We start from the raw sequence: 26229 nt of genomic DNA on the forward strand, positions 1-26229 counted from the left end.
GGCGGCGAGGATACACCCCGCCCAGCGGTACATCGTGATGTAGGGCGGGGGTATCCCCGCCTTACGCGTTTTTGAGATCAGTCCAGCAAACCGGCGTGACGCAGGGCGGCATCGACCAGCACCTTGGTCTCGTCCAGCAGGCTGGTCAGCGGCAGGCGCACTTCATCCGCGCAAAGACCCAGCTGTGACATAGCGTATTTCACGCCGACCAGACCCGGCTCTGTAAAGATCGCCTTATGCAACGGCATCAGCCGGTCCTGAATTTCCAGCGCGGCGGCATAGTCACCCTTGGCACAGGCCGCCTGAAGCAGACTGGACAAACGTGGCGCGACATTGGCCGTTACCGAAATACAGCCGACACCACCCTGAGCGTTAAACCCGTGCGCGGTTGGGTCTTCCCCTGACAGCTGGCAGAAATCGGTACCACAGGTGATCCGTTGCAGGCTGACACGGGCCAGATCGCCGGTTGCGTCCTTGACCCCGACAATGCGCGGCAGTTTGGCCAGTTCGCCCATCGTCTCGGGCGTCATATCAATGACCGAGCGCGGCGGGATGTTGTAAATGATGATCGGCAGGCCACAGGCATCATGGATCGCGGTGAAATGTGCGATCAAACCACGCTGTGTCGGCTTGTTGTAATAGGGGGTAACAACCAGAATCGCGTCCGCACCCACTTTTTCAGCGTGTTGCGCCAGACGGATGGATTCAACCGTGTTGTTTGAGCCCGCGCCGGCAATTACCGGAATGCGGCCAGCGGCGGCCTTAACCACCTCTTCAACGACGGTTTCATGTTCACCATGGGTCAGTGTGGGCGATTCGCCGGTGGTGCCAACAGGAACCAACCCGTTCGACCCTTCGCCGATATGCCACTCCACAAGTTTCTTCAGTGTCTCCAAATCCAGCGCGCCGTTGCGAAACGGCGTGACGAGGGCAGGCAGTGAGCCTTTGAACATGTGCACGCTCCTTTTGTTGTGCCAAACTTGGACGGTGACGACAGGCATTCGCCTGACGGGGACAATACCGGCGTTGTGATTTGATTGCGCCAGCCTATTCGATATGATGCAAGGCTCTAGCCCTTTGCCGACAGGAAATGCAAGTGATGACACGGATTCTAACCGCAGTGCTGCTTGTTTTCCTCACAACCTTTAGCGCGTCAGCCGAACGCCCCCGCCCCTTGGGCTGGGCGATGGAGGCCATGCGCAACGGCAATTGGCAGGTTGCAGCACAATTGGCGGCGCGTGACGGACAGGTTGCCGCCGATGTGATCGAATGGCAGCGCCTGCGCGCCGGACGGGGCACTTATCCGCAGGTGCGCGCCTTTCTCGACCGTCGCCCGGACTGGCCCGGAGAGGCCTATTTGCGCAAACAGTCAGAGGCGGTGGTGATCCAACAGGACGAGGCCGCGATTCTGGCCTTTTTCGCGGCGATGCCCGCGCAGACCCCGCGTGGTGTTCTGGCCCATGCGGCAGCGTTAACCCGCGCGGGCCAGGCCGGTGCGGCCGAGGCAAACGTCGTTCTGGCATGGCGCACCATGCCCATGAACCCGACGTCGCAGGCCCTGTTTCTAGCGGCCCATGACGCCCTGTTACAGCCTCATCACGAGGCCCGGCTTGATGCCTTGCTCTGGCAAAGAGAACACGCAGAAGCGCGGCAGATGTTTGATCTGGTCAGCAAAGACGCCATTGCACTGGCAGAGGCCCGTATCGCCCTGCAAAAGCGGGCCGGTAATGTGAATGATCTGATTGACGCTCTGCCCGACACGCAAGCCGCCGATGCAGGGCTACAAGCGGACCGTTTCGAATGGCGCATCCGCAAGGGCCTTGTGGACAGCGCCAAGGCGTTGCTGCTGGCCCAGTCAACCAGCGTCGATGCATTGGGCCGCCCCGAGGCATGGGCCAACCGGCGGCGTGCGCTGGCACGGGGCGAAATGCGCTCGGGTGATCCTAAACGCGCCTATGCTATGGCCTCGCAACATTTTCTTGAGGACGGGTCGCATTATGCCGATCTTGAGTGGTTGTCCGGCTATATCGCCCTGCGGTTTCTGAATGACCCCGAAGCCGCCTTGCAGCATTTCCTGAACCACGACAGCGTTGTGCAGTCGCCCATTTCACAGGGCCGCGCCGGATACTGGCAGGGCCGCGCATTAGAGGCCATGGGCAAATCCGAGGAGGCACAGCTGGCCTATGAGATGGGCGCGGAATACCAGACATCGTTTTACGGATTGCTGGCGGCAGAACGCGCCAATGTGCCGTTTGATGCCGGCCTTACAGGGGCGGCCCCTGCGCAATACTGGCGCAACTCCCCGCTGGCCAATGCGCCGCTGTTTGAGGCAGGCATGTTGTTGCAGGCCTCAGGAGAATTGACCCTTGCCGAACGCTTCTGGACCCACCTTGCCGAACAACTGGTACCCGAAGATATCGCCATGCTGGGGCAGGCGGCGATTGATACCGACCAGCCGCATCTGGCGGTGATGATTGGCAAACGTGCCGCGCGCCGTGGCCTGACGATTGCCGCCCCCTATTACGCGCTGCACCCTCTGACGCAGATGGACCTGCCGATGGTGCCAGAAATGACCCTTGCAATTGCCCGGCGTGAAAGTGAATTCGACCCCGTGGTGCAAAGCGGTGTCGGCGCGCGTGGGCTGATGCAGATCATGCCGGCGACAGCACGTGATGTGGCCCGTGATCTGGGTGTCAGCGATTTGCACACCGCCGATCGTTTGACCGCCGATCCGGTGTATAACGCGCGGCTGGGGGCGGAGTACCTGTCGCAGATGGCCCAGCGGTTTGACGGCAATGTCGTGATGGTTTCTGCTGCCTATAACGCGGGCCCGTCGCGTCCGCCGCGCTGGATGGCGGACTATGGCGATCCGCGCAAAGGTGACATTGACATTGTTGACTGGGTCGAAATGGTGCCGTTTCGCGAAACCCAAAACTACATCATGCGGGTGACCGAAAGCCTGCCGATCTACCGCGCACGACTGGGCAAAGAGCCGCTGCCCATTCCGTTCTCACAAGAGCTAACCGGCGCGACTCTTAAGGCGCTCGCGCCAGAAGGTGAATAGCCCCGCCGCAATGATGATTGCCGCACCGATGGCCACATTGGTGCGCACCGTTTCGCCAAACATGCTGATCCCGATAATCGCGCCAAAAGCCAGCTGGAAATAGGCAAAGGGCTGCACCGCACTGGCCTCGGCCACCTCATAACAGCGGATCAACAGCCAGTGGCCGGTCACCCCTGTGACACACAGAAACAACATGTAAATCCAGTCGGTGCTGGTCATCGGTTCCCAAAACCAGATCCCGACAAGCGTCATCGCCACCGCCCCCGACACACCGGTCCAGAAAAAACTGGTCGCGGTGGTGTCCTGACGGCCTGCAAAGCGGGTCAGCAACCCGTAGACCGCAAACATCGCCGCCGCCAGCAGCGGAATAACAGCAGCCGGTTCAAACACGCCGCCGCCCGGTTGCAGGATCACAATCACCCCGATGAACCCGACGCCAATCGCGGCCCACCGCCGCCAGCCCACGGTTTCCCCCAGAACCGGCCCCGACAAGGCCGCCACCAGCAGGGGGTAACAGGTAAAGACGGCATGGCTTTCAACCAACCCCAGAATGGTGAAGGACACAACCATCACACAAATCTCGGCGGCCAGCAAAAGCCCGCGAGAAATCTGCAAGACCGGCTGGGCGGTCTTGGCCGCCGCCCGAATACTGCCGGCGTTGCGCCGTCCAAGGGCGATCACAAAAGCGGCAAAAAACCAGTAACGGATCATCACCACCATCAGAACATTGTATTCACCCGCCAGATGGCGCGACAGCCCGTCCTGAACCGCAAACACAAAGGTGGTGGCGATCATCAGGATGATACCAAGGGGGATATTGTTGCTTTGGCTCATGACGGCATCCTTGCTCGGGTCATATGGCGTTTACGTCCGTATCCTGTGCTGCGCTCAACCGTGAACCCTGCGGCGCTCAGGCCCCGCCGCACAAACCCCGCGGCGGTATAGGTCGCCGCGGTGCCACCGGGGGCCGTATGCGCGCCAACCTCAAGCATAAGTTCGGGCGACCACAGCTCGGGGTTTTTGGCTGGCGAAAACCCGTCGAGAAACCACGCATCGGCGCGGCCCTGCCATACGGGCAAGCTCTGTCGTGCATCGCCCTCGATCACTTCGGCGTGCAGACCAGGCAATTCGATCACCGCGCCCCTGCCCTGCCACGCTGCCGTCAGCGCATCGCGTTTGCCATCAAACGACGGAAATGCCTGATGCGCGCGGGCCATATCGGCGGGCGGCATCGGATAGGCCTCGAAACTGGTGAAATGCAGCGGCCCTTGAAGGCCGGTCCTCTGCCATGCATCCCAGGCAACCAGCAGGTTCAAACCGGTGCCAAATCCCAGTTCGGCAATATGAAAACCGGGGGCAAACCGGGCGGGCAGATCGTTGCCGTCCAGAAAAACATGCTGCGTCTCGGCCACGCCATTCTCAAGGCTGAAAAATGGGTCATCAAAACGGGTCGAAACCGGCACATCGCCGTCCCGCCACGTGATCTGATCAGTCTGGTTTTGCATGGGCTTCCCGCGTAAAGAGGTCACACCGCAGGCATGCGTGAAGGAATGGGCATTGGCAATATACGATCTGACAATTCGCGGTGCGGGCATCTTTGGCCTATCGGTCGCTTGGGCCGCAGTCACCCGTGGTGCCCGGGTACAGATCATTGATCCGTTCGGCCCCGCGGCCGGCAGCAGCGGCGGCCTTGTCGGTGCCCTTGCCCCACATGCACCGGAACACTGGAACCCGAAAAAGGCATTTCAGCTGGACAGCTTGTTAATGGCCAAAGGGTTCTGGGCAGAGGTCGAGGCCGCAAGTGGCCTGTCAGCCGGATATGCCCGTAACGGGCGGCTGCAACCGATTGCCGATGATCATGCGCTGATACTGGCCCGCAAACGCGGCCAGACAGCACGGGAGTTGTGGCAAGAACATGCACATTGGGAGGTTCTGCCTGCCACATCCACAGACTGGGAACCGCACAGCCCCGCCGGCTTTGTGATCCGCGACACCCTGAGTGCGCTGGTCCACCCCCGTCGGGCCTGTCAGGCGCTGGTGGCCGGACTGGCGGCGCAAGGGGTCGCCCTCCAGCACAATGGCCCTGACGCCGGTAAGGTCCTCTGGGCGACGGGCATTGCGGGCCTTGAGGCGCTGAGCGCGCAACACAGTCGCAGCATGGGCGGCGGTGTCAAAGGCCAGGCCGCGCTGTTGGATTTCGACGCCCGCGGATTGCCACAACTATACGCCGACGGCATTCACGTCATTCCGCACAACAACGGCACAGTTGCCATCGGGTCCACATCAGAACGCGACTATACCTCGATTAAGGAAACCGACAGCCAGCTGGAGGATGTAATTGCCAAGGCCCGCGCCGCCCTGCCCGTCCTTGCCGATGCGCCAGTGCTGGAACGCTGGGCCGGCATCCGCCCCCGTGCGCGCAGCCGTGCGCCGATGCTGGGGCCATGGCCGGACCGCGAAAACCACTTTATCGCAAATGGCGGGTTCAAAATCGGTTTCGGTATGGCCCCGAAAATCGCAGATGTGATGGCCGATCTGATGCTGGAAGGGCGCGACGAAATTCCAGAAGGTTTTCGTGTTGCCGCGAATTTCTAAAGCGTCCGGCCCCTAACCTGACGCGTTTCCTATCCCCAATGTCCCGCGAACGCGTCGCGTGTCAGAGTATTGGGAATTCAAATTTAAGGTCAGGCGCTATGGGCCTGCGCGGACATGCATTGCCGCCCGTCAGGCCCGCGCACCCAAAAATCCCGCCCTTTGCTACACAGTGTTGCCGTTTCGAAATGCATCAACGGGGATGTGGCGCGGAAGCGGAAGGTTTCAAGCGGGCCAAGCTGCTCTTGTGCCATCAGCATCAGCAGTTGCGCCAAAAGAGGGCCATGCACGACCAGCCCGCCATACCCCTCAATATCACGGGCATAATCAAGATCGTAATGAATGCGGTGCCCATTAAACGTAAGCGCGGAATAGCGAAACAACAGGGTTGACGAAAACGAAACCTCGCGGCGCTGCTCTTCATCGGTGCGCGCGGCAATCACCGTGGGTTTGGCTGCGTCAGGCTTTGCGTCTTCGCGATACACCAGATCCTGCCACTCGCTGAGGCAATGCACCCCGTCCTGATGCACCTCATGGCGCAAAGTCACAAAACCCAGCGGCCCGCTGCGGCCCTGTTTGTGCGCGACACGCTCGCAATGGCTGACACAGGTTGCGGAATGTCCCGCCCTGAGGGGCGCGTGAAACGCCAGCCGGCCCGCCGCCCACATCCGGCGCGGCAACCCCATGTCAGGAATCAAGCCGCCAACTTTCGGATGCCCATCCCGGCCCAACACTGCCGCCGGCTGTGGCTCCCAGAAATAGAGCTGATGAAAAAACGGTGCCAGCGCACTATCGATTGTAATCTCAGCGGGTAACCCCAAAGCGATGCACAATGCATTGGCCCGCGCCGCATCCATTGAGTCACTTTGACTTATGCTGTGCATGTGATCAGTATCCATCCCAACTGGATAAAGGAAATCCCCACGATGTCGCAAGCCGGGCCAAACGTTTCCGCGCTGGATCACCTTGTTCTGACCGTTGCGCATATCCCTGCAACCCGCGCGTTTTACGAAACTGTGATGGGCATGACGGCGCAGGAATTCCAAGTCGCGGACGGAAGCAGCCGCTGGGCGCTTTGTTTTGGCACCTCAAAGATCAACCTGCACCAGCAAGGCCGTGAATTCGATCCCAAGGCCGCCTGTCCCACAGCCGGCAGCGCGGATTTATGTTTCCTGACAGAGACCGCTTTGGCCGATTGGGCGCAACACCTCAGCGCCCTTGGCATACCGGTCGAGGCAGGCCCCGTCCCCCGCACCGGCGCGGTGTCGCTGCTGACCTCGATCTACATCCGCGATCCCGATCAAAACCTGATCGAAATCGCGGTCCGGCGCGACACCCCGCCAACCACGGGACGGACGGGTCCTATTGCGTCCTAGATCATCCCCCGCAGCGAGGTCATCAACTGGCTTAAATCGCGGATGTATCTTTCATCAACCAGCCGGCCCTCGGCATCAAATGCCTCCGAGCTGGAGGCCAGATGCATCTCCGGTCCTTGCAGAATACGGGGGCGAAACGGCACCATGAACCCGCGCAGTACCATCTGCGCACGCTCACCGCCCGCACGCCCGGCAGCAGCAGACATCACCGCAACGGGTTTGTCGTTCCACGGGGTACCACCGGTGCGGCTGATCCAGTCCAGCGCGTTCTTGAGAACACCGGAGGGGCCTTTGTTATATTCCGGGGTCGAGATAATCACCGCATCCGCAGCAGCAATCCGCGCGGCCGCATCCTGTACCAACTGTGGCACACCTTCAGCCGCCTCATCATCGCCATCATAAAGCGGAAAGCGGATGTCGAGCAGATCGAACGCACTATCGCCAAACAACCGGGCGGCTTCGCGCACCAGTTTGGTGTTGGTTGCATCGCGGCGCAATGATCCGGAAATACCGAGAAGTTTGGGGGTAGTCATAGGAAAGCTCCTTGTGGAAATTCAGATGCTCTATACCTGCGCCCCGAATGACTAAATACAAGAAGCCCCCGCAAGATGCAGGGGCTTTGTGCGTTTTTGCAAAGGTTTGGGATCAGACCGGGTTGGGCAGGATCACGATTTCAACGCGTCGGTTCTGCGCCTTGCCTGCGGGGGACAGGTTGCTGGCAACCGGCTGGCTTTCGCCACGTCCGAAAACACTCAGCCGCTGCGCAGGTACACCGCTGTTGATCAGAACATTCGCCACTGAACGGGCGCGGCCTTCGGACAATGTCTGGTTATAACCTGCATCCCCGTCGCTGTCGGTGTGGCCGATGATCTGCAAGGTAGAGTTGCCATAAGTCTGCACGTTTTGCGCCAACGCCCGCAGGTCGCCCTGCAAGGTTGGTGTCAGAACCGTGCTGTCCGTCGCGAACAACAGATTGTTGGGCAACGTCACAATCAACCGGTCACCGGTGTTGTTGATCGCCACGTTTGACCCCATTTGCTGGCGTAACTCGGCCTCTTGCTTATCGAGGTTATACCCGATGCCCGCCCCCAGCGCGCCGCCGAGAACAGCCCCGACCAGTGCGCCGTCACCGCGGTTGTCGTCTTTGGCCAACGCCCCGATCAGCGCCCCGGAGGCGGCCCCGATCAGTGCGCCGTTTTTGGTTTTCTGATTCGGATCGCCCGGTTGCGCCAGAATACCGGCGGGTTGTGTACAGGCCCCAAGCGCAAGAGAACCTGCGACCGCTGCGGCCAAGGAAAGTCTGGAAGAAATCATAGCTACTGCCTTTATGTTCAGGCCCCGTTCGGGCAGGGCACATTGTTCAATGAGGTATATATGGGGCGACAGGCGGATAAAATCACGGGGAAATATAGATCGGCAGTATCTTGCCGACACCCACGGTCCGCATCTCCTGTCGCAAGCCTAGATTTCCGTGCGGGCCGCCTCGAATGCCAGCATCGCCCGTTTCACCGGCAGCCCCCAATGATAGCCGCCCAATGCCCCCGATTTGCGCAGCGCACGGTGACAGGGGATCAACCATGAAACCGGATTGCGCCCCACGGCGGTGCCCACCGCGCGTACCGCTTTGGGATTGCCGATGGCGCTTGCAATGTCGGAATAGGTGGTGACCTGGCCCGACGGCACCCGCAACAGCGCCTCCCAAACCTTGATCTGGAAGGGTGCGCCGATCAGGTAAACCGGCGCTTTCTCCGCCCCGCCTTGCCCGGTTCCGAAAGCGGTCATGACCCAAGGCCGCAACATTTCCGGGTCTTCGATAAATGTCGCCTCAGGCCAGCGCCCGACCAGATCCTGCATCGCCGCGTCTTTGCCCATTTCCGCAGCCAGTGCGAGACCGCAAATCCCCTTGTCCGTTCCCATCACCAAAGCCAAACCGAAGGGGCTGTCGAACCACCCCCAACGAATTGTCAGACCAGCACCTGCGCGGGCAAATTCACCCGGGCTCATCGCTTCCCAGCGCAGGAACATATCGTGCAACCGACCAGTACCGGACAGCCCCACCTCATGGGCGGCTTGCAAGGTGGTCGCCCGCGCGCGCAGCATTTCCTTGGCCTGCCCCAACATCAGATATTGCTGATAGCGTTTTGGCGACACCCCAACCCAGCGCGAAAACAACCGTTGGAAATGCGCCGCCGACATGCCCATCGCCTCGGCTATCTGTTCAAGCGTCAGGGTCTCATCGGCCCCGTCCAGCAGGTCAATAGCGCGGCGCATGACGTTGTAATGATAGCCATCATCGAAAGCGGGAATTTGTGTTGTTTGGTTCATACCCCCAATCTAGGCACCTCTAACGCCCCATGCGACCCGAAACATGCGCAACGGCTTGCCCCGCTCGCGGGTTTCGCCCATACCGGCTGTCATGGCAAAACAGCTCGATTATCATACCATCCGCGCGATTTTCACCCGCTTTCAAGAGGCCGACCCCGAACCCAAGGGCGAGTTGGACCACGTGAACGTCTATACATTGGTCGTTGCCGTCGCGCTTTCCGCACAGGCCACAGATGCCGGCGTGAACAAAGCGACAAACGAGCTGTTCAAAGTCGCTGATACTCCGCAGAAAATGCTGGATCTGGGGTTGGAGGCGCTGACCGATCACATCAAGACCATCGGATTGTTCCGCCAAAAGGCGAAGAACGTGATGAAATTAAGCCAGATTCTGGTCGATGAATATGGTGGCGAAGTGCCAAATTCTCGCGCCGCGTTGCAATCTCTGCCCGGCGTCGGACGCAAGACCGCCAATGTGGTGTTGAACATGTGGTGGCAACAGCCGGCCCAAGCCGTCGACACCCATATCTTTCGCGTCGGCAACCGCACCGGCATCGCACCGGGCAAAACCGTGGATGCCGTAGAGCGCGCCGTCGAAGACAATATCCCCGCTGATTTCCAGCTGCACGCGCATCATTGGCTGATTCTGCATGGCAGGTATCACTGTAAGGCGCGCAAACCTATGTGCCCGACATGTATTATTAAGGATCTCTGTCCATTCGAGGACAAGACCGTCCATTAATCCCCAAAGGAAGACCACATGAAAACCTATGACCTTGTTGGCATCGGCAACGCCGTTGTGGACGTGATCTCGCAGACCGACGACAGCTTTCTGGCGCATATGGGCATCGAAAAAGGCATCATGCAGCTGATAGAACAGGACCGCGCCGAACTGCTTTATGGGGCGATGACGGATCGGGTGCAGACCCCAGGTGGATCGGTTGCCAATACCATCGCCGGAGCCGGTGCATTGGGATTGCAGACCGCATTCATTGGACGGGTACGCGACGATTCTCTGGGTCAGTTTTACGCCAGTGCGATGGCGGATCACGGCATTGATTTCGTGAACCCGCCGGTTGCCGGCGCGGATCGCCCAACCTCGCGCAGTATGATTTTCGTCACACCGGACGGTGAACGCTCTATGAACACGTATCTGGGGGTGTCGACCGGTCTGTCCTCGCAGGATGTGCCAGCGGATGTGGCCGGTAACGCCAAGATGATGTTTCTTGAAGGGTATCTGTTTGACGAAGACGCTGGCAAAACCGCCTTTCGCGAAGCGGCGCGCGCAACCAATGCCGGCGGCGGCATTGCCGGCATCGCAATCTCCGATCCCTTCTGCGTCGAACGCCACCGCGCTGACTTTTTGTCATTGATCACAAACGATCTGGGTTTTGTCATCGGAAACGAAGCCGAGCTGAAATCCCTATTCGAGACCGACAGCATCGAAACCGCCCTGTCCAAGACCGCAGACATCTGTGCCAATGTGGTCTGCACCCGCTCTGCGGACGGCGTCACCCTGATCAAGGACGGCACCCGCGTTGACGTCGGTGTCACCCCAGTGACGCCCATTGATGCCACCGGTGCCGGTGATCAATTTGCCGCCGGTTTCCTATATGGGCTGGCCAAAGGCCATGATCTGGAAACCTGTGGCCGTATGGGCAACCTCTGTGCCGGCGAGGTCATTAGCCACATCGGGCCGCGCCCCCAAAAGGACATGCTTGCGGCCTTCAAATCTGACGGATTGGTTTAAGTTATGTTGAACAACGGCTTGCATGAAGTACCCAACGGCAAGGTTGCGATGGTTGTCACCTACCTTGAGATGACAACACCCCCGCCGCTGCGCGAACTTCCCTTGCCCGAGGGGATTACCTTTCGTCAGGTCACGCCGGATCTACCATGGTATCGCGACATCTTTGACCGCGTCGGTTCTCCGTGGTTATGGTACCGCAGACGGACCTATGAAGATGCCAAACTGATGGCGATCCTGAATGACCCCAAGGTTGCCCTCTTTACGCTGTCACGTGATGGGCAGGACGAGGCCTTGCTGGAACTTGATTTCCGCAAAGACGGGGAATGTGAACTGGGGTATTTCGGGCTGACCCCGAAACTGATCGGCAGTGGCGCTGGCCGGTGCCTGATGAACAAGGCAATCAGCCTGGCCTGGGCCGCCCCGATCAATCGCTTTCATTTACAGACCTGCACACTTGATAGCGCGCAGGCATTGGGATTCTATATGCGCAGCGGCTTTGTTCCCTATCGCCGTCAGGTAGAAGTCGACGACGATCCGCGGCTGTCAGGGGTGTCCGCCACCGATAGCGCACCACATGTGCCGCTGATCCGTTAGGGACATCCCCGGCCCGCCATACAGCGGGCCACCTGTTCCCGCGCCTCAGGTTCGGGAGAGCCAAACACCGATCCGCCACAGGGCGTCACACGCAGCGCATAACCGGACGCGTCCTTGCGCACAAAAGCAAGGATATCGTCACCAGTTTGCACATGACCGCACCACTGGCTCAAACAGGTCACCTCAAGCGTGATCTGTCGGTTGAACGGCACCTCAAACCCCAACGCATTCAGAGAATGGCCCCGCAATCTGGCAGGTACGCGCGTCATCCGGGGCGGGCGGGTCATGCCATCGGGCATCTCGGACATATCCAGCTTGAGGCGGCCATGAATGACAACATAGGCTTCTTCTGCGGCGGCAAATTGCGCATAGCTGCGATCAACACTTGGGGCCAGACAGGACAGCGCCAGCGCCGGCACCGGTGCGCAAAGCGCGATTGCCAGAGCAAGCGCACGCATCACAAATGCGCCCGGAATTCGTTCAAAAGCACCTCGTAAACGCCACGCTTGAACGGCACGATACTGTCCAGCAACTGATCAACAGGCAGCCATTTCCATGCAGAGAACTCCTGATGCTCGGTCACAATATTGACCTGCGAATCCGTGCCCTGAAATCGCATCAGGAACCATTTCTGTTCCTGCCCACGATACTTGCCCTTCCACAGCTTTGGCACCAGATCATGCGGCAAATCATAGGGCAGCCAATCAGCGGTTTGGGCAACCACAGTGACCAGATCCCGCGAGACACCGGTTTCTTCTTCCAGTTCGCGCAAGGCGGCCTCACCAGCGTCTTCGCCTTTTTCCACCCCGCCTTGTGGCATCTGCCAGGCCTCTGAATGGTTGTCTTTGCGTTGCCCGACAAAGACCAGCCCGTCGGCGTTCAACAACATCACACCGGCACAGGGGCGGTAGGGCAGCTTGGCAATTTCTTCGGGGGTCATGGGCGTGTGTCCTTCAATCGGAATGGTACATTTCACTTGCTCCCCTTGTCTCAGGTTCGCGTCTGTTATCCAATAGCCCCTCTATGACGCGGCGTTGTGCGTGACTTGGCCGCGTGATTGCGATGATGTCACCGCCAAACGATTACAGCCAGAAAGGCCCGGCCTCATGTCCAGCTATCCACATATGCTTGCCCCTCTCGACCTCGGATTCACCACATTGAAGAACCGTGTTCTGATGGGGTCAATGCACACCGGCCTCGAAGAAACCAAGGACTGGAACCGCGTGGCAGAGTTCTATGCAACCCGTGCCCGCGGCGAGGTTGGCTTGATGGTTACCGGCGGCATTGGGCCGAACCCAGAAGGATCAGTCGCATTCGGGGCGGCGATGATGGTGTCGGACGAGGACGTCAAGAACCACAGCATCGTCACCAAACGTGTCCACGAGGCAGGCGGTAAAATCGCGATGCAGATCCTACATGCAGGCCGCTATGCCTTCAGCCCCGATTGTGTTGCCCCTTCTGCCATCAAATCCCCGATCTCGATGTTTGCCCCCAAAGAACTGGACGAGGCAGGTATCGAAAAGCAGATCGCAGATATCGCCGCCTGTGCCGGACGTGCAAAGGACGCCGGTTATGACGGTGTCGAGGTAATGGGGTCGGAAGGGTATTTCCTGAACCAGTTTCTGGTCACCCACACAAACAAACGCGAAGACCGCTGGGGCGGTTCTTATGAGAACCGTATGCGCCTGCCAATCGAGGTGGTGAAACGTGTGCGTGAAACCGTGGGCGAGGATTTCATCATCATCTACCGCCTGTCGATGATTGATCTGGTGCCCAACGGCTCCACCTATGACGAGGTGGCGCAACTGGCGGTCGAGATTGAAAAAGCCGGTGCCACAATCATCAACACCGGTATTGGCTGGCACGAGGCCCGCATTCCGACCATCGCAACCTCGGTGCCGCGCGCCGCTTTTGCATGGGTGACGAAAAACCTGATGGGCAAAGTGTCGATCCCGCTGATCACATCAAACCGCATCAACACCCCAGAGGTCGCCGAAGATGTGCTGGCTGACGGCTGTGCTGACATGGTGTCGCTGGCGCGCCCCATGCTGGCAGACCCAGATTTTGTGCGCAAAGCGATGGACAACGAAGCCAAACAGATTGCACCCTGTATCGCCTGCAACCAGGCCTGTCTGGATCACACGTTCAGCGGCAAAATCTCAAGCTGTCTGGTCAATCCGCGCGCCTGCTATGAAACCGAACTGACGCTGGACGCTGTGGAAACGCCAAAAACCATCGCGGTTGTCGGTGCCGGACCGGCCGGCCTGTCTGCGGCCCTCGCCGCTGCGGAACGCGGCCACAAGGTCACGGTGTTCGACCGCGCCTCGGAAATCGGTGGACAGCTGAACCTTGCCAAACAAGTGGCCGGCAAAGAAGAGTTCTGGGGCTTTGTCGACTGGTATCGCACCATGGTCGACAAAATGGGCGTGGCGGTAAACCTGAACACCGAAGTCAGCGCCAACGATCTGGACGGTTTCGACGAGGTCATCATTGCCACTGGCGTTGTGCCGCGCGACCCGCAAATCCCCGACCAAAACGCCGGCAATGTGGTCAGCTATATCGACGTGCTGAACGGGACCGCCAAGGTAGGTCAAAAGGTTGCGGTGATCGGGGCCGGCGGCATCGGCTTTGACGTATCAGAACATCTGGTCCACGAGGGAGAAAGCACCACCTTGAACCTGCCCGAATGGATGCGCGAATGGGGTGTCAGCGACCCCGCCGAACATCGCTCCGGTCTGGCACCCGAAGGCCCGCAGCCCCATAAGGCCGCACGCGAGGTCACCATGTTGCAGCGCAAGACAACCAAGGTGGGTAAAGGCTTGGGCAAGACAACCGGCTGGATTCACCGTGCATCCCTGACCATGAAAGAGGTCAAAATGATTGCCGGCGTGAACTATGAAAAGATCGACAGCGAAGGGCTGCATGTATCTTTCGGCGAAGCACGCGAGAACCCGACCTTGGTCGAGGCGGACACCATCGTACTGTGCGCGGGGCAATTGTCGGACCGTTCACTGGCGGACGCACTTGAGGCCAAGGGCAAGAGCTGCCACGTCATTGGCGGTGCCGATGTCGCGGCAGAATTGGACGCAAAACGCGCGATTGATCAGGGCACCCGACTGGCCGCAGCACTGTAATCGCGGACCAGACCGACCTATGCAAACATCGCCTGCGCCTCAAAGCGGCGCAGGCAGGGACGGGCGGCGTGCATTTCTCGGGCGAGATTATCCGAAGGGCCAAACAGGGCGTTGTGTTCCTGACGCACCGTATCAGGCAAATGCAGACTGTCTGCGCTTAGAAAGGTCTCACTGGGGCAGCCATTGGAAAACACAATTTCATGCTGCGCCATCACCAGATGGCAATACCGGATCGTGCCGCCGATCTGGCGATAACCGATTCCCATTTCGGCAAGATAGATCGCAGGAACCAGCACTTCGGCCTCGCCAAACAACATCTCTGCGCGGAAATCCTGCAACAACATGCGATGCTGCGGGGAAACAACAACTTTCTCGGAGTTTCCCAATACATTGGGCGGAAAAACAACCGGAGCCATCGGGCCAACGGCCCCAATCCTCTGGCTTAGCACTCCCAAAAGCGGCTGAAACCCGCGGTCCATTGTCTTTACCAAATCGCCCGCCTGCAATTGCCCAGCCGGGATGCCACCCTTTGGGGTATCAATCAGCGTCGTTTCTGCGAAACAGGCATAATAGTCGGAATATTGATTGTCCTGCTGATGCGATGTGCGTTCGGTATTGAAGGTATATGACTGCCCTTCGTTAAACGGGACGGTCGAAACGATGCCCTGAACGGCCCCTTGTTGATAACCGTCTCCGCCGAAATGAAATGACGTTACCTTGTGACCCGTTGTTGTATTGATCAGATCATAGGCTGTGTTGATCGTCGTTCCCGCAGCGTAAGATGTTCCGTCCAGGTTAATCGCATTGGTGAGGGATTGCGTGCTATCAACTTCATCAAAGACCGTATCATTGTCTGTGATCTCGACCAAAGTCGGCGTGGCACCTGGTGCCAATTGCAGGGTGAATGTCGGCGTCCCAGCCGCCATCGCCCCCTCTTCGGCTGGTGGTGCGTTGATAAAGTCGCTTGGACTATAAATATAGAGAAACGCCACCTTAACCCTCCCGTTGATGCACGATCTTTAAATGCAATCTGGATGCGGCCCGTGAAACCAGTGAGGCGGCAATAAGGCATTGTTAAGGTTAACCACAAAGTAAGAACCGGACCGGCAATAGCCCCCCTTTCCGCGATGTCGCCACTGACGGCCCAGCATCAAGGACAGGGCCGGAAACCAACCGCTGGATGCAAATCGCCCTTATGCTTGTTTCCATGCCCTGAACGATCCCTGCAAATACCTTGCTACTGTCCCACCCCTGCCCCCTTCCTGCCTGAATTGGCCCTCATAACGATTGCAAATGAAGTGATGTGAAGGAGCGGGTATGGACCGCCTGACAGAAATGGAAGCCTTTGCCACCGTTGTGGATCAAGGCGGCTTTACCGATGCAGCGAAAAAGATGGGGATTTCAAAATCCGCCGTTTCCAAACATGTTTCCTCGCTTGAGGCCAGATTGGGGGCACGGTTACTAAACCGCACAACACGCCGTGTATCTCCTACGGAAATTGGCCTTGCTTATTACGACCGCGCCCGCCGCGTTCTGAATGATGCAGGCGAAGCGGACGCATTGGTCACATCAATGCAATCTGCCCCGTCCGGCCTGCTGCGAATTTCGGTTGCAACGGATTTCGGTGTGAACCACCTGTCCCCGGCCCTGTCGGAATTCCTCAGCGATTTTCCGGACATCACCGTCAACATGGTTCTCAACAACCGCTACGTTGAACTGATCAGCGAAGGTTTTGACATGGCGGTGCGTATCGGTGAGCTGGAAGACAGCACGTTGCGGGCGCGTAAACTGACCGACACCACCAAACGTATGATCGCCTCGCCCAAGTATTTCGAACAATACGGACGCCCTGAAAAGATCGACGATCTTAACGATCACAAGCTGCTGCACTACTCGAACCAATCCAGTGGCAATGTCTGGAAACTGACCGCCCCATCTGGCGAAAAACGCCAGGTTCGTACCGCCGGCTGGCTGTCAGTGAACGATGGGCAGTCCCTGTTGAATGCCGCCATTTCCGGCCTTGGCATCGCCTATCTGCCCAGCTTTCTTTATGCGGAAGCGATGGAGAAAGGGTTGGTCGAAGACGCCATTCCTGACCTGCCGATGGAAACACAGGGCATTTATGCCGTCTATCCGCCGGGCCGTTTCACACAACCAAAGGTACGCGCCTTTATTGATTTTCTGGTTCACGAATTCGCTGAAAAAGGTCCCAGCGACTGGTAACCAGATCCCGAACACTACACCGCCTCCCTCGGTGAAACTCTCCTCCGGTGCCACATGCGCATCGGGGGTTTTTTCGTTCGCATTGTGTATTTGATCCCGGAAAGCCTGTTACGAAAGAGCCACGATTACCCCCTCTTGCGGCCCGCGCTTCGCCTCATTGCGGCCACATATCCTGTGTAGATCGCGGTAAAGCAGACAACAGGACAGAAGCCCATGAACAAACACCGCGCATTTTTACTTGGCATCATGGCTCTATCCGTAACTGCCTGTACCCAGACCGGGCCGCAGGCACCAACACGGCTAGAAACCAGTCCGCTGGGGTTTCACGCCAGCGTGTTGTCGTCTGACGGCATGACCGAACAGGCCCGCGAGCTAAACGCCCACGCCAATGCGATTGTGCGGGCCTCTACCCTGAAGGGGGCGATGATCGGAGCTGCGGTTGGCTGTGGTCTGGGTGTGCTTACCGCCAGCAATGCAAGCAGCTGTATCCCTGCTGCGGCCGTGGGTGCCGCCGGCGGTGCGGTGATCGGCAATGCAGCCGGCAAGCGCGAAGTGCAGCGCCGTGTCAAGCTGGCCTCGCCCAATGCGCTGGTGCGCAATCTGCGCAAGGCAAATGGTAATCTGGCTTCGATCCAATCCTCTCTGCCCGATCTTCTGGCAGCGCAGGACGCAGAGCTAAGCCGGCTGTCTCTGTCTTTTGCAGCGGGACAGGTCAGCAAGGAAAACCATGACAAAAAGGCCGAGGCCATCCGTAGAGACCGGGCCAAACTGGCCGAAGCGCTGATGACTACTGCGCAGCAATCACAAAAAGCCGCAGCAAATCTGCGGGCAGCCGCGCAGGCGGGTCATACCGGACTGGACTGGCACATTGGTGCCACCGAGAAACTGGCCCGTGACGCCCTATCCTCCCGATCCAACATCACTCTGCTCTAGCAACAAGGCGCAAGCCTAGGGACGCCCCAGCAAGACCACCTCGACACGCCGGTTTACCTCTCGACCGGCGTCCTCAAGGTTGCTGGCGATAGGCGTAAGATATCCCACCCCCTCGGCATCCAGACGCGCAGCATCAACACCGTAAGCATCGATCAGCCGCTGGCGCACAGCGCGGGCGCGGGCGCGTGACACCGCAATATTTGCCTCAAGCCCCCCAACGGTATCGGTATGGCCCACCAAGGCCACCCGCAATTCTGGATTGCCGCGCAGAAAGTCAGCAAGGCTTGTCAGACTTTCAAACGGCCCTTCGCCCAAGGCACTGTTGCCACTGGCAAAATCCAGATCGTTCAGCACCTTGTGCCCGCGTGCCAACAGTACTGTCGCAAGGTCATCTGCCCCACCATCCGCCGTGCCCACTGGCAGCGCCGCTTTGCTCGTGACCGACAGTGTGTCCTTGGCCGCTGTGCCCGCCCGGATGATTTGCACATAGGCAGACGTCGCCGAGGTGCTGGCCAAAATCGTCACCGCCTCGCGCAAGTCGCCCTCGACAAGACGCAACCCAGTTACGAACTGAAAGGCGCGAATATTCACGTACATATTCGGCCCCGGCAGGGTTTCCGTGGCAAAACGAAAGTCGAAACCACCGCAGGTCACGGCCTGACAATCAAGCGCAATTTCGAAACCGGCGGCGCGCAATTGTTCCCGCAGCGGGCGCATCACCTGAAAGGGCGTCAGCCCCGGAGAATCAAGCCGCCAGGCGGCGCGCTGGACATCCCCCTCAAGGGTGACCGTCGCCACCTCGCCCGCCGAAAACACCGCAACAGGTGCCTCGTAAACATCCGGTCCGGTGTTGCGTTCAACGGTCTGCCGCGCTGTTGCGGGCAGGTCTAATTCGACGGCCCCCAAAGGCGCCGCCGACATCAGCAAAAAGACAAGGGTTGCCCGGATCATCGCGCCTGTGCGTGATATTCAGGATTGGGGCGCATGTCCGTGCCACTGGCCACGCGGTTGGTCATGTTGAAAAACGCCGCCACATTGGCAATGTCCCAGATATCGCGGTCGGTAAATCCGACGTCGCGCAGCTTTTGCCGGTCCTGTTCTTCGACGGATGCGCTGTGCTGGGTCAATTGCACCGCAAAATCCAACATCGCACGTTGTTTCGCCGAAATCTTGGCAACGCGATAGTTCATCACCAATGCCTCCCCCAAGGCCGGATCACCGGACAGTTCCCGCACGGCAGCCCCATGCGCAACAAGGCAATAGAAACATTTGTTCACCGATGAAACCGCAACCGCGATCATCTCGCGTTCAAGTTTGCTCAGCGCGCTGTCGCCCAGCATCAGGTTGTTATAGAGCGCGGTAAACGTGTTCAACTTGTCCACATCAAAGGCATGGGCGCGCAGCACATTGGGGACCATGCCCAGCTTGTCCTGACAGATATCAAAGTACTTTTGCGTCGCTTCCGGCAGCGGGTCCACCATAGGCAGGTCAAGGGCGGTCGGCATATCGTCTTGCATTGTGTGGTCCTTCAATCGGGTAATATGCGATAATGGTATCGCCCCACGGCCTCAAAGCCCAGAGCGCGATACAGCGTATTACCCGCCACATTATCCTCCAGACAGATGACAGACATATGGGTGGCCCCCTGCGCCTGCCCCCAATAGGCTGCACGCCGCATCATCCATTCCGCAACACCTTGCCGTCGCTGGTGAGGCAAAACGACCAGTCCATGAACCATGCAAATGCCCGCATGTACCGCCGCAAAAGCGGCCCCGCCCGGTTTTTCATTCCACCGCGCCAACACCCCGGTTTTGCAGGCAGCCCGCGCCATCACATCGCGCCGCGCCTGTCCAATGCCATCGGTTGCCCAAATCTCTTTCATAATGGCCAGCGGCTCCCAGATGCAGAAAGCCGTCACCGGGGGAATTATAACATTTGTCAGATCTTCGATCGGCAGCGCGTATAGAGTTATTGGGTCCTTCACCACATATCCGCGCGCGGCAAGGGCCTGATCCAGCTGTGGCGTGTCACCCCGTTCGCAAAACAATGGACGCTGGCCGATGGCCTGCATCGCATTTTCGGCTGCTGTGATTTGCGCATCTGTCACCGTGCCTAAGGCCGTCGCCGCAGAAACCCGTTGTCCGCCCCCCTGCCCGTCGCGCAGTTTGAAACCATCCTGCTCCCAGATGCGAGCCGTAGGCCATGTGGCCTCGGAGGCGGCGAAATAATCAGCCAACGACGGGGTCACGAAAACGCCGCCTCAAGCCGCGCCAGCGCTGAGTCTATCTGGTCTGCATCATTGCCGCGGATCACAATATGGGCCCCGTAACTGCCGTCTTTCTGATAGGGATAAGACCCCATCGACAACAGTGGAAAGGCCTCGGCAAGATCGCCCAAAGGCCCCGCGATGTCCCCCTCGCCCCGCTCGATGCGCATGGTTTTGCTGATCAAGGGCGCGCCGCCTGTAAGGGTAGGCAGCACAGAGGCAACCATGGCCGTGAATACCGATGGCACCCCAGCCATCACATGCACGTTTTCCAACCTGAACCCCGGCGCGGCAGAGACCGGATTGTCAATAAGCGTCGCCCCTTCCGGAATGCGCGCCATGCGCAGACGCGCCGCGTTCAGCTCGGTTCCGGATTTTGCGTAATGTTCAGCCAGTATCGCCCGCGCATCATCGCGCACATCAATCGACGCGCCAAATGCCGCGGCAATACAATCCGCCGTAATGTCGTCATGAGTCGGCCCGATCCCGCCACTGGTGAACACATAGTCATAGGCCCCCGACATCGCCTGTACCGCTGCGATAATCGTGCCGCGTTTGTCACCGATCATCCGCACCTCTTCCAGATCAATGCCAACCTCGGTCAGTTGCCCCGCCAGATGATGCATATTGCTGTCGCGGGTGCGCCCTGACAGGATTTCATCTCCGATCACGATCATGGCGGCGGTGGGGTTAGACATGGGCTTCTCCTTGAGCGTGCTTTGTTAAGGGTATAGGCCGCGCTACATGCGCTTTCAAACCGAACTTGTTCCCGCCCGCCTGATCCGCCGTTACAAACGATTCTTGGCCGATTGCCGGCTTGAAGACGGAACCGAGGTCGTGGCCCATTGCGCCAATCCCGGCTCCATGATGGGTCTGGCCGATGAAGGCATCAAAATCTGGCTGGAACCCAATGACGACCCAAAGAAAAAGCTGAATTACGGCTGGCGTCTTGTCGATCACGAGGACGGGAATTTCACCGGTGTTGATACATCTTTGCCGAACAAGGCGGTACGCGCCGCCCTTGAGACAGGCGGCATCGCAGGGCTTGAAAATTACAAGACCGTGCGTCCCGAAGTGAAGTATGGCACCAACTCGCGCATCGATTTTCTGCTGAGCGAACCCGGCCTGCCTGACGCCTATGTCGAGGTAAAATCCGTCACCCTCTCGCGACAAAAAGGACTGGCAGAATTTCCCGACAGCGTTACCGCGCGCGGGGCGAAACATATGGGCGAGTTGACCGAAGTGGCCCGTGCAGGCCAGCGTGCCGTGTTGCTTTATCTGGTGCAACGTACAGATTGCACCCATGTCGCGATGGCAGCCGATATTGATCCAACCTATGCCGCCGCTCATGCAACCGCGACTGCCGCGGGGGTGGAAACCCTGTGCATCGGCACCCATATCACACCTCAGGCGGTAACAATTGCCGGCCCTCTGGCCCTTGACCGCCCGACGCGCTAGGAAGCCCCATAAAATAACCGATTGGAGAAACCGGTGACTGAACAACACCGTGGCCGCCAGACGAAAGACGGCATTCGCATTTACGACCCATCCGATTCTGCTGGCATGTATGCGGCGGGTGCCCTTGCCGCGACCATTCTGGATGAAATCGCAGAGCATGTTTTTGTCGGCCAAACCACCGCCGAGATCGACCGCATTATCGAAGACAAGGTGAATGCCGCCGGCGCGAAATCTGCGACCATCGGCTATAAGGGCTATCAGCACGCCAGCTGTATTTCGGTGAACCATGTGGTTTGCCACGGCATTCCGGGCGACAAAAAGCTGAAAGACGGCGACATCCTGAACATCGACGTCACGGTAATTGTGGACGGTTGGTTTGGTGACACCAGCCGCATGTATGTCGCTGGCAAGTTGTCCCGCAAGGCAGAGCGGCTGATTGATATCACACATAAATCCCTGATGCGCGGCATCGAGGTTGTGAAACCCGGCAATACCTTTGGTGACATCGGCCACGCGATCCAGACTTTTGTCGAGGCGCAACGGATGTCCGTGGTTACTGACTTTTGCGGTCACGGGCTGGGGCGGGTGTTTCACTCGCCGCCCAACGTCCTGCATTACGGCAAGCCCGGAACGGGTGCAGTGCTGGAGCCGGGGATGTTCTTTACCATCGAACCCATGGTGAACCTTGGCCGCGCTGAAACCAAAACCCTGTCAGACGACTGGACTGCGGTAACCCGCGACAAATCTCTGTCGGCACAGTTTGAACATTCCGTCGGTGTGACAGAAGACGGGGTCGAGATTTTCACCCTTTCGCCCGCCGGCAAGTTCCATCCAACCTATGAATAGCGCGCCTTGCTGCTGTCTTTTCTTGCGGTTTTAGGTAATAATTGTTGCCATAATTCCAGAGCTGTGATGTCTTGCCCTGAATAGGGAAGGGATTCTGACATGAATTGGCAAGACATTTTCGCCACCCGCATGGGCCGAATGAAGGCAAGTGAGATCCGGGAGCTGCTCAAGTTGCTTGATCAGCCGGATATCATTTCCTTTGCCGGTGGCATTCCTGATCCGGCCCTGTTCCCGGTGCAGGCATTTCAGGGTGCGATGACCGATGCGCTGTCGCCAGCCAACAGCAGCGCTGCGCTGCAATATTCCGTCTCCGAAGGTTATGGCCCGCTGCGTGACTGGATCGTTGACGAAATGACGGCATTGGGTGTGCCCTGCACCCGCGACAACATCCTGATCACCTCGGGCTCGCAACAGGCACTGGATTATCTGGGCAAGCTGTTGCTGTCGCCAAATGATACCGCGCTGATCGGCTGGCCGACCTATCTGGGCGCTTTGGGTGCCTTCAACGCCTATGAACCGAATTACGACCAGTTGATCCCACGCGGCAACCGGTCTGCCGCCGATTATGCACAGACGGCAAAAGACAAAGGCGGGCAGGTGAAATTCGCCTATGCCTCGGTTGATTTCGCAAATCCCACCGGCGAAACACTGGACCGCACCGCCCGCGAAAGCATCCTTGATCTGGCCGAAACACTCGACATCGCGGTGATCGAGGATTCCGCCTATCAGGCCCTGCGTTATGATGGCGATCCGGTGCCGCCAATGCTGGCGCTTGAGGTCGAACGCAAGGGCAGCATCGACACCTGCCGCACCCTGTATTGCGGCAGCTTTTCCAAAACCCTTGCCCCCGGTTTGCGGGTTGGGTGGGTCTGTGGTGCGTCAGAGGTCATCAGCCAGATGGTGTTGATGAAACAGGCCGCTGACCTGCATTCCGCAACGCTGAATCAGATGGCAATCAACACCGTCGCGCGGGCGCTGTTCGCCGATCACACCGCAAACCTGCGCCGGGTCTACCGCGTGCGGCGCGATACCATGCTGGCCGCCCTGCAAGAGCATATGCCAGAAGGGGTGACATGGACAAAACCCGAAGGCGGGATGTTCGTCTGGGTGACTTTGCCAAAAAACATCGACGGCGGCGAGCTGTTGCGCCATGCGCTTGAGACACAAAAACTGGCCTTTGTGCCGGGGCAAGCCTTTTTTGCCGACCGCTCGGGCGCGAATACCCTGCGCCTTGCCTATTCATTGGCGGATGAAGCCCAGATCAACGAAGGTATGCAGCGCTTGGGCGCGGCGATCAGGGATCTGGCGTAACCTCCAGCAGGGTAACATGGGTGTCGCCGTATTTGCGACTGTCCAGACGCGTGAACCCCTTGGGCGCGAATTGGGGGGTGTTCTCCTCCCAAACGATCATCGCACCCGCCGCCAGCCATCCGCCCGCCTGTAGGGCGGCAAGCGCCAGTTGCCCCATGCCTTTGCCGTAAGGCGGATCAAGAAAGATTAAATCGAACGGGGCCTGCTGCCACGGCCCCAGCTGCGTCGCGTCATCGCGCAACAGCTTGGTCTGTTCGGCAACCCGCAGTTTCGCGACGTTCTCGCCGATCAGGCGTTGCCCGGCGCGGCCGTTTTCCACAAAATGCACCGATGCCGCGCCCCGCGACAACGCCTCTAGCCCCAAGGCACCTGTGCCCGCAAACAGATCCAGCACCCGCGCGCCATTAATCACATTGTGATGCGTCAGCATGGAAAACAGGCTTTCGCGCACGCGATCTGATGTCGGGCGCAGATGGGCGGCGGCATCCCCCTTGCCCACATCGGCCAATATCGTGCCACGGGATTTCCCAGCAATAATTCTCATGCCTTCAACAGGGCCTTAAGATCCGTGCCTGTGTCCGCGACCAAATCCGGTGCCGGCGATTTTCCGGCCTCGATCAAGCGTTTGCCCACCATGAACCCGCGCGGATCATTCATCGCATCCACCGCCAGAAGTTCTTCGCCGCGGTAGTACCAAAAGGCCACGCTGTCCGCATCCGTGCGCCGGGTCACAACCCGATCATATCCCGTGTTCAGCCCTGCAATCTGCAGTTTGACATCGTATTGATCCGACCAGAACCACGGCTTGGCGACATAATCCTTGCCCGCCGCCATGATGTTTTCCGCGACCAGCTCTGCCTGTTCAATCGCGTTGGGCACAGACTCAAGCCGGATACGCCCGCCCCGATAGGGAAAGGAACAACAATCCCCCGCGGCCCAAATGCCGCTGACAGAGGTGCGCCCCTGTGCATCCACGCTGATACCGTTGTCAAGCGCGACACCGGCCGCCTGCGCCAAACCCGTCGCGGGGCGGATGCCCACCCCGACAATCACAAAATCAACCGCTAGCTCAGAGCCATCCGATAGGCGCGCACCGCTGACGGCCCCCTCGCCCAGCAGGGTCTCCAGTCCTACACCTTCGCGGATATCTACGCCGTGGCCCTGATGTAGGCTGCGAAAGAAATCACTGGTTTCAGGCGCTGCGACCCGTTGCAAAATCCGCTCCGACATCTCGACCAGCGTGACCTGCAACCCTTGCTTGGCCGCCACCGCTGCGGCTTCTAGGCCGATGTAGCCACCGCCGACAATCAGTACCTTCGCGCCTTTGACAAAACGTGGAGCCATGCCATCCACATCTGCCAGATCCCGCACCACATGCACCCCGTCCAGCTGACCGCCGATGGCAGCAGGCAGGCGGTTGGGCTCTGATCCTGTGGTCAGCACCAGATCATCATAGACCAGCATATCACCGTCGACGGAAACCTGACGCGCCTGCGTATCAATCGCGTCGACACGGGTGTTCAGACGCAGGGTGATGTCCAGTTCTTCATAGAAAATTTCAGGCCGCAGGAACAAACGCTCCAACGCCATATCCCCCATCAGATAGGATTTGCTCAACGGGGGGCGCTGATAGGGCGGCACTGGTTCAGCACCGATCAGGGTCACCTCGCCGTCAAACCCGCCGTTACGCAGTTTGGCCACACAAGACGACCCCGCCTGACCTGCGCCGATAACAATTACATGAGCCATGTGTTCTCTCCGAATTATTGGTCGCCCTTACCGGCGGAACCTATATGCTGCGCCGCAAGATAGGCAATCACATGAAAGGCATATGCTATGACAATTTCCCAAGGCGACACCCTGCCCGACGCGACACTGGTTGAAATGGGCGCTGACGGACCAGCCCCCGTGAAAATGGCCGACAAGGTCAAGGGCCGCAAAGTTGTTGTCTTTGCGGTGCCCGGTGCCTTTACCCCCACCTGCCATTCCGCCCATGTACCCAGCTTTGTGCGGACCAAAGGCGACTTTGATGCCAAAGGCGTAGACGAGATCATCTGCGTTTCGTGCAACGATCCCTTTGTGATGAAAGCTTGGGGTGAAGCGACGGGCGCGACGGATGCCGGCATCACCATGCTGGCTGATGCTTCATCCGAATTTACACGCGCCATCGGTATGGATTTCGACGCAGCGCCTGCCGGTCTTATCGCACGCTCCAAACGCTATGCGATGCTGGTGGATGACGGCAAGATCACCCTGCTGCAAGAGGAGGAGAACCCCGGTGTTTGCGACGTTTCCGGTGGCGAAGGCTTGCTTGCCAGCATGTAAATAAAATGCGGGGCGCAGCTTATACGCGCCCCGCG

General features: G+C 59.0%; 29 protein-coding genes. 13 read left to right on the forward strand and 16 right to left on the reverse strand.

The features are described from left to right. Window positions 1-77 precede the first annotated feature (77 nt). Window positions 78-953 carry a 4-hydroxy-tetrahydrodipicolinate synthase gene (dapA, locus tag HKX44_RS09500; protein WP_276151089.1) on the reverse strand — a complete coding sequence of 292 codons (876 nt, stop codon included), beginning with the start codon at window positions 951-953 and terminating at the stop codon, window positions 78-80. A gap of 137 nt (window positions 954-1090) precedes the next feature. Between dapA and HKX44_RS09505 the strand changes: the two genes are divergently transcribed. Continuing rightward, window positions 1091-3064 (forward strand): lytic transglycosylase domain-containing protein, encoded by a 1974-nt coding sequence (locus tag HKX44_RS09505; protein WP_276151090.1) that lies wholly within the window; start codon window positions 1091-1093, stop codon window positions 3062-3064. Here the strand turns inward: HKX44_RS09505 and HKX44_RS09510 are convergent. Continuing rightward, on the reverse strand, window positions 3020-3898 hold the full coding sequence (locus tag HKX44_RS09510; protein WP_276151091.1) for a DMT family transporter: 879 nt from the start codon (window positions 3896-3898) through the stop codon (window positions 3020-3022). The two genes, HKX44_RS09505 and HKX44_RS09510, sit on opposite strands and share 45 nt — an antisense overlap. Further along, window positions 3895-4569, reverse strand: coding sequence for a tRNA (5-methylaminomethyl-2-thiouridine)(34)-methyltransferase MnmD (mnmD, locus tag HKX44_RS09515; protein WP_276151092.1), 675 nt, complete (start codon window positions 4567-4569; stop codon window positions 3895-3897). The genes HKX44_RS09510 and mnmD overlap by 4 nt, the downstream gene beginning before the upstream one ends. Before the next feature lie 58 nt (window positions 4570-4627). Between mnmD and HKX44_RS09520 the strand changes: the two genes are divergently transcribed. Beyond that, window positions 4628-5659: an FAD-binding oxidoreductase gene (locus HKX44_RS09520; RefSeq protein ID WP_276151883.1), complete on the forward strand. Its 1032-nt coding sequence runs from the start codon at window positions 4628-4630 to the stop codon at window positions 5657-5659. Window positions 5660-5748: 89 nt separating this feature from the next. Here HKX44_RS09520 and HKX44_RS09525 read toward each other — a convergent pair whose 3' ends face one another. Next, window positions 5749-6540 carry a MaoC family dehydratase N-terminal domain-containing protein gene (locus HKX44_RS09525; RefSeq protein ID WP_276153208.1) on the reverse strand — a complete coding sequence of 264 codons (792 nt, stop codon included), beginning with the start codon at window positions 6538-6540 and terminating at the stop codon, window positions 5749-5751. A gap of 42 nt (window positions 6541-6582) precedes the next feature. Here HKX44_RS09525 and HKX44_RS09530 point away from each other — a divergent pair, with 42 nt between their 5' ends. Further along, window positions 6583-7032: a VOC family protein gene (locus HKX44_RS09530; protein WP_276151094.1), complete on the forward strand. Its 450-nt coding sequence runs from the start codon at window positions 6583-6585 to the stop codon at window positions 7030-7032. On the opposite strand, the gene HKX44_RS09535 is transcribed toward HKX44_RS09530, so the two are convergent. The 3 genes from HKX44_RS09535 to HKX44_RS09545 form a co-directional block, all read right to left on the reverse strand. Further along, a complete protein-coding gene (locus HKX44_RS09535) occupies window positions 7029-7565 on the reverse strand; it encodes an NAD(P)H-dependent oxidoreductase (protein ID WP_276151095.1) in 537 nt (178 codons plus the stop codon). The genes HKX44_RS09530 and HKX44_RS09535 overlap by 4 nt on opposite strands. A gap of 112 nt (window positions 7566-7677) precedes the next feature. Further along, entirely contained in the window at window positions 7678-8346 is a 669-nt protein-coding gene (locus HKX44_RS09540) for an OmpA family protein (protein ID WP_276151096.1), read from the reverse strand. A gap of 147 nt (window positions 8347-8493) precedes the next feature. After that, complete coding sequence (locus HKX44_RS09545; protein ID WP_276151097.1) at window positions 8494-9357, reverse strand: bifunctional helix-turn-helix domain-containing protein/methylated-DNA--[protein]-cysteine S-methyltransferase; 864 nt, start codon at window positions 9355-9357, stop codon at window positions 8494-8496. A 91-nt stretch (window positions 9358-9448) separates the two neighbouring features. On the opposite strand from HKX44_RS09545, the gene nth reads away from it, so the two are divergent. Genes nth through HKX44_RS09560 form a run of 3 tightly spaced genes read left to right on the forward strand, consistent with a single transcriptional unit; the run spans window position 9449 to window position 11698 of the window. Beyond that, complete coding sequence (nth, locus tag HKX44_RS09550) at window positions 9449-10096, forward strand: endonuclease III (RefSeq protein WP_276151098.1); 648 nt, start codon at window positions 9449-9451, stop codon at window positions 10094-10096. 18 nt (window positions 10097-10114) lie between these two features. Further along, entirely contained in the window at window positions 10115-11104 is a 990-nt protein-coding gene (locus HKX44_RS09555; protein ID WP_276151099.1) for an adenosine kinase, read from the forward strand. A 3-nt stretch (window positions 11105-11107) separates the two neighbouring features. After that, on the forward strand, window positions 11108-11698 hold the full coding sequence (locus HKX44_RS09560) for a GNAT family N-acetyltransferase (protein WP_276151100.1): 591 nt from the start codon (window positions 11108-11110) through the stop codon (window positions 11696-11698). Here the strand turns inward: HKX44_RS09560 and HKX44_RS09565 are convergent. Continuing rightward, window positions 11695-12156, reverse strand: coding sequence for a hypothetical protein (locus HKX44_RS09565; protein WP_276151101.1), 462 nt, complete (start codon window positions 12154-12156; stop codon window positions 11695-11697). The two genes, HKX44_RS09560 and HKX44_RS09565, sit on opposite strands and share 4 nt — an antisense overlap. Further along, window positions 12156-12638 carry an RNA pyrophosphohydrolase gene (locus HKX44_RS09570; protein ID WP_276151102.1) on the reverse strand — a complete coding sequence of 161 codons (483 nt, stop codon included), beginning with the start codon at window positions 12636-12638 and terminating at the stop codon, window positions 12156-12158. Before HKX44_RS09570 ends, HKX44_RS09565 begins: the two co-directional genes overlap by 1 nt. 166 nt (window positions 12639-12804) lie before the next feature. On the opposite strand from HKX44_RS09570, the gene HKX44_RS09575 reads away from it, so the two are divergent. Continuing rightward, window positions 12805-14832, forward strand: coding sequence for an NADPH-dependent 2,4-dienoyl-CoA reductase (locus HKX44_RS09575; RefSeq protein WP_276151103.1), 2028 nt, complete (start codon window positions 12805-12807; stop codon window positions 14830-14832). 17 nt (window positions 14833-14849) lie between these two features. Here the strand turns inward: HKX44_RS09575 and HKX44_RS09580 are convergent, their stop codons facing one another. Then, complete coding sequence (locus tag HKX44_RS09580) at window positions 14850-15824, reverse strand: Hint domain-containing protein (RefSeq protein ID WP_276151104.1); 975 nt, start codon at window positions 15822-15824, stop codon at window positions 14850-14852. Window positions 15825-16149: 325 nt separating this feature from the next. Here HKX44_RS09580 and HKX44_RS09585 point away from each other — a divergent pair, with 325 nt between their 5' ends. Beyond that, window positions 16150-17055, forward strand: a complete 906-nt coding sequence (locus tag HKX44_RS09585) for a LysR family transcriptional regulator (RefSeq protein WP_276151105.1) — start codon at window positions 16150-16152, stop codon at window positions 17053-17055. A gap of 213 nt (window positions 17056-17268) precedes the next feature. Next, on the forward strand, window positions 17269-17988 hold the full coding sequence (locus HKX44_RS09590) for a hypothetical protein (RefSeq protein ID WP_276151106.1): 720 nt from the start codon (window positions 17269-17271) through the stop codon (window positions 17986-17988). Window positions 17989-18003: 15 nt separating this feature from the next. On the opposite strand, the gene HKX44_RS09595 is transcribed toward HKX44_RS09590, so the two are convergent. From HKX44_RS09595 to HKX44_RS09610, 4 genes are read right to left on the reverse strand one after another with little or no spacing between them, the layout of a single operon-like run. Next, on the reverse strand, window positions 18004-18939 hold the full coding sequence (locus HKX44_RS09595) for an OmpA family protein (RefSeq protein WP_276151107.1): 936 nt from the start codon (window positions 18937-18939) through the stop codon (window positions 18004-18006). Continuing rightward, window positions 18936-19505: a peroxidase-related enzyme gene (locus HKX44_RS09600; protein WP_276151108.1), complete on the reverse strand. Its 570-nt coding sequence runs from the start codon at window positions 19503-19505 to the stop codon at window positions 18936-18938. Before HKX44_RS09600 ends, HKX44_RS09595 begins: the two co-directional genes overlap by 4 nt. Before the next feature lie 11 nt (window positions 19506-19516). Then, window positions 19517-20236 carry a GNAT family N-acetyltransferase gene (locus tag HKX44_RS09605; protein WP_276151109.1) on the reverse strand — a complete coding sequence of 240 codons (720 nt, stop codon included), beginning with the start codon at window positions 20234-20236 and terminating at the stop codon, window positions 19517-19519. Then, window positions 20233-20952 carry a molybdopterin-binding protein gene (locus HKX44_RS09610; RefSeq protein WP_276151110.1) on the reverse strand — a complete coding sequence of 240 codons (720 nt, stop codon included), beginning with the start codon at window positions 20950-20952 and terminating at the stop codon, window positions 20233-20235. Before HKX44_RS09610 ends, HKX44_RS09605 begins: the two co-directional genes overlap by 4 nt. A gap of 46 nt (window positions 20953-20998) precedes the next feature. Here HKX44_RS09610 and sfsA point away from each other — a divergent pair, with 46 nt between their 5' ends. The 3 genes from sfsA (at window position 20999) to HKX44_RS09625 (ending at window position 23869) form a co-directional block, all read left to right on the forward strand. Further along, entirely contained in the window at window positions 20999-21712 is a 714-nt protein-coding gene (sfsA, locus tag HKX44_RS09615; RefSeq protein ID WP_276151111.1) for a DNA/RNA nuclease SfsA, read from the forward strand. A gap of 33 nt (window positions 21713-21745) precedes the next feature. Continuing rightward, the gene (gene map, locus HKX44_RS09620; protein ID WP_276151112.1) at window positions 21746-22558 is read left to right on the forward strand and encodes a type I methionyl aminopeptidase; all 813 of its coding nucleotides are present in this window, start codon (window positions 21746-21748) and stop codon (window positions 22556-22558) included. A gap of 99 nt (window positions 22559-22657) precedes the next feature. Beyond that, entirely contained in the window at window positions 22658-23869 is a 1212-nt protein-coding gene (locus HKX44_RS09625; RefSeq protein WP_276151113.1) for a PLP-dependent aminotransferase family protein, read from the forward strand. Here HKX44_RS09625 and rsmD read toward each other — a convergent pair. Both rsmD and HKX44_RS09635 read right to left on the reverse strand, forming a co-directional pair. Next, window positions 23853-24413, reverse strand: coding sequence for a 16S rRNA (guanine(966)-N(2))-methyltransferase RsmD (rsmD, locus tag HKX44_RS09630; protein ID WP_276151114.1), 561 nt, complete (start codon window positions 24411-24413; stop codon window positions 23853-23855). The two genes, HKX44_RS09625 and rsmD, sit on opposite strands and share 17 nt — an antisense overlap. Continuing rightward, complete coding sequence (locus HKX44_RS09635; RefSeq protein ID WP_276151115.1) at window positions 24410-25618, reverse strand: FAD/NAD(P)-binding oxidoreductase; 1209 nt, start codon at window positions 25616-25618, stop codon at window positions 24410-24412. Before HKX44_RS09635 ends, rsmD begins: the two co-directional genes overlap by 4 nt. Before the next feature lie 87 nt (window positions 25619-25705). Here HKX44_RS09635 and HKX44_RS09640 point away from each other — a divergent pair, with 87 nt between their 5' ends. After that, window positions 25706-26194, forward strand: coding sequence for a peroxiredoxin (locus tag HKX44_RS09640; protein WP_276151116.1), 489 nt, complete (start codon window positions 25706-25708; stop codon window positions 26192-26194). Window positions 26195-26229: the final 35 nt, after the last annotated feature.

Source organism: Sulfitobacter sp. M05 (genome assembly GCF_029285175.1).
In the GTDB taxonomy this organism is placed as follows: domain Bacteria; phylum Pseudomonadota; class Alphaproteobacteria; order Rhodobacterales; family Rhodobacteraceae; genus Sulfitobacter.